Annotated in this window: 4 protein-coding genes; 2 read left to right on the top strand and 2 right to left on the bottom strand. The window is 41.0% G+C overall.

Features of this window, described 5'->3' with window-relative positions; translation table 11 throughout:
* A partial coding sequence (locus tag SPADD19_RS12720) for a YdcF family protein (RefSeq protein ID WP_241496504.1) occupies window positions 1–318 on the top strand: 318 nt, incomplete at its 5' end.
* Between the two features lie 47 nt (window positions 319–365).
* Here the strand turns inward: SPADD19_RS12720 and SPADD19_RS06360 are convergent.
* Window positions 366–920, bottom strand: coding sequence for a GNAT family N-acetyltransferase (locus SPADD19_RS06360; protein ID WP_061455550.1), 555 nt, complete (start codon window positions 918–920; stop codon window positions 366–368).
* 95 nt (window positions 921–1,015) lie between these two features.
* Here SPADD19_RS06360 and SPADD19_RS06355 point away from each other — a divergent pair, with 95 nt between their 5' ends.
* On the top strand, window positions 1,016–2,359 hold the full coding sequence (locus SPADD19_RS06355; protein ID WP_061455549.1) for an MATE family efflux transporter: 1,344 nt from the start codon (window positions 1,016–1,018) through the stop codon (window positions 2,357–2,359).
* Between the two features lie 72 nt (window positions 2,360–2,431).
* Here SPADD19_RS06355 and SPADD19_RS06350 read toward each other — a convergent pair.
* Window positions 2,432–3,114: formate--tetrahydrofolate ligase (locus tag SPADD19_RS06350; RefSeq protein WP_128861599.1), on the bottom strand; the 683-nt coding region annotated here is incomplete at its 5' end.

Raw genomic sequence — 3,114 nt, 5'->3', positions numbered from 1 at the left:
CGTTCTCGAACGACTTTTGAGAATCTGACCTTTAGCAAGGCTATTCTTGAAGATCAGGGACTAGGAAAGAGTGTCCTTGTGGTGACCAATTCCTTTCACGCTCTTCGGGCTGGTGTCATTATGAGACGATTAAAAATCCCTGGACGCAGTGTCTGTTCAAAAACAGCTTTTTATTATCTCCCATCGGCTTGGATCCGAGAGACGGTTGGGCTAGTTTCTCTCTATTGGAAATGGCATGCTGCTTTCTTAGCTTTTCTATTTCTGCCTTGGTTCTTTTCACAAATCATGAGTATCGTGAACTATTTCTTTATTTACTAACCAAAAAAGTTCTCTGCAAATTAGCTGAGAACTTTTTTATATCATGTCTAATGATCACTGAAGCGTCGGTATTCAATACGGAAATCAAAGTAATTCTCTGCTTGCAGTTTATGGAAGATGTCCCGATAAGCCTCTTCATCAAATTGATCGCCTCGATAAAGAATCTCAAAACTCAGATCATCGTATTCTAAAAAAGCATTAGCAGTTTTAAATCCATTTCGCTTATAGAAATCCATCCGAGACTGACGCTGCTCTATATTGTCGCATTCTTCATCTAAACGTTCCACTTCAAGAATCATGGTCCTTTGGTAAAATTCCACCAATTTTTCAATGATTTCTTGACCATATCCGTGGCTTCTTAAATGTGGCATAATGGCAAAAAAACTGACATAAAAAGCTTTCTGATTATAGATTGAAAAAGCAAATCCGACAAATTCTTCCTCGTTATAAAAAGCAAAGAAATTGGCATCGTCATTGTCCGTATAACGTAAAAATTCTGACAAAGGAACACGCTCTTCTTCTGGAAATGCTTCGATATTCAGCCTTTCGACCTTATCCAGATCTGGAAACGTTTCAGTGATTAATTGGCTCGTTAAGCTCATAAGGCCTCCTTTTCTGACACGATTATATCAAAAAATGTAAGGGGATTCAACTACCGATGCTTGTCGCTAGTTACTGAAGTTGGTATAATGGCACTATGAAAAGAATTCAACGTGTGGACCTCATAGATGGTCCTATTTTACCTACTCTTTTAAGTTTTGCCTTTCCTATTCTTTTATCCAATATCTTCCAACAACTCTACAATACTTCGGATGTCATGATTGTAGGACGATTTTTAGGTCAAAAATCATTGGCAGCCGTTGGGGCGACCTCTGCTATTTTTGATTTGATTGTTGGATTTGCTGTCGGTGTTGGAAATGGGATGGGCATCATTATCGCGAGAAATTATGGAGCTAAAAACGATGACCAATTACGAAAATCTGTCGCAGCAACTGCTGTTATTGGCGGCATCCTCAGTCTCTTCGTGATATCTATTGGTGTTGTGGGTCTTTATCCCCTTCTCCAGTTTTTAGGGACCCCACCAGCTATTATAGCTCAGTCCTATCTCTATATCTCCACTATTGTCAATGGTGTAGCTGTGACCTTTGCCTATAATCTTTGTGCCGGACTTCTGAGAGCGGTTGGCGATAGCTTAGCGGCACTCTACTTCTTGATTATCGCTGCCGTTCTCAATATTCTTCTTGATCTTTATTTTATTACCCAACTCCATCTCGGAGTCCAATCCGCTGGGATTGCGACTATTATTGCGCAAAGTTTTTCTGCACTTCTTTGTTTCTTTTATATTCGCAAAAAAGTGCCTTTCCTCCTGCCAAATCGCAACGATTTTGTTTGGGATCAAAGACTCTATCAAGACTTAATCAGTCAGGGATTGACCATGGGGCTCATGTCTTCCATTGTCTCTATCGGAACAGTTATCTTACAATCAGCTATCAATAAGCTTGGAATGACCATCATAAGTGCTCAAATCTCAGCTCGTCGGATCATGTCCTTTGCCCTCCTGCCAATGGCTGCTATTTCCACTAGTATGACGACCTTTACCTCGCAAAACTTTGGTGCTAAACGCTTTCGACGGATTCAAAAAGGGGTCAAACAAGCTTGTCTTCTCTCCTTCGTTTGGTCGATCATTGTTGCCATCCTCCTCTTCTTTACAAGCCCGTTCTTAACAAACCTCATATCTGGATCTAGCGATCCTAACTTGATCGCAAATGCCAGTCTCTATCTGCAAATCAGCTCCTGCTTCTATCCGGTCTTAGGATGCCTCTTGATTTTAGGGAATTCCCTCCAAGGTATTGGTAGAAAATTGACCCCTTTGATTTCTAGCTTTATCGAGTTAACAGGAAAAATTCTCTTTGTACTTTTCATTATCCCTCATACAGGCTATATAGGAGTCATTCTTTGCGAGCCTCTCATTTGGGTCCCAATGACCCTCCAACTTTGGTTTACCTACCACAAAGCCAGTCATCAGCTTCTTGCACCATAGCATTCGACGAGTACATAATAAAACAACTTCTGCTCATTTGAACAGAAGTTGTTTTTTGTCATCAGACGTCTATTAGAACAAGCCAATAGCTGTTCCATCAGCAGCCACATCCATATTTAAAGCAGCTGGACGTTTTGGTAAACCAGGCATGGTCATCACATCCCCAGTCAAAGCGACAATAAAGCCTGCTCCCAATTTTGGAACCACTTCACGGATAGTGATTTCAAAGTTTTCAGGAGCTCCCAAGGCATTTGGATTATCAGAGAAGCTATATTGTGTTTTGGCCATACAGATTGGCAACTTATCCCAACCATTTTTCACGATTTGAGCAATTTGTGTCTTAGCTTTCTTCTCAAAATTCACCTTCGTACCGCGGTAAATCTCTGTAACAATCTTTTCAATTTTTTCTTCAACAGAAAGGTTGTTATCATACAAGCGTGTGTAGTTAGCTGGACTTGTTTCAATAGTCTTGACCAGCGTTTCAGCAAGTTCAACTCCACCGTCAGCACCATTCGCCCATACGCTCGCAAGCTCAACTGGTACATCAATTTCAGCACACAATTCTTTCAAAGCAGCAATTTCTGCTTCTGTATCGGTGATAAATTCATTGATGGCAACCACTGCAGGAATGCCAAACTTACGGATATTTTCAACGTGACGTTTCAAGTTGGCAAAACCAGCACGAACAGCCTCTACATTTTCTTCAGTCAAAGCATCCTTGGTCACTCCACCGTTCATCTTAAGAGCACGGAGAG

The organism is Streptococcus parasanguinis (genome assembly GCF_001578955.1).
Classification (GTDB): domain Bacteria; phylum Bacillota; class Bacilli; order Lactobacillales; family Streptococcaceae; genus Streptococcus; species Streptococcus parasanguinis_U.
This window is presented reverse-complemented; position numbering and strand designations above follow the sequence as displayed.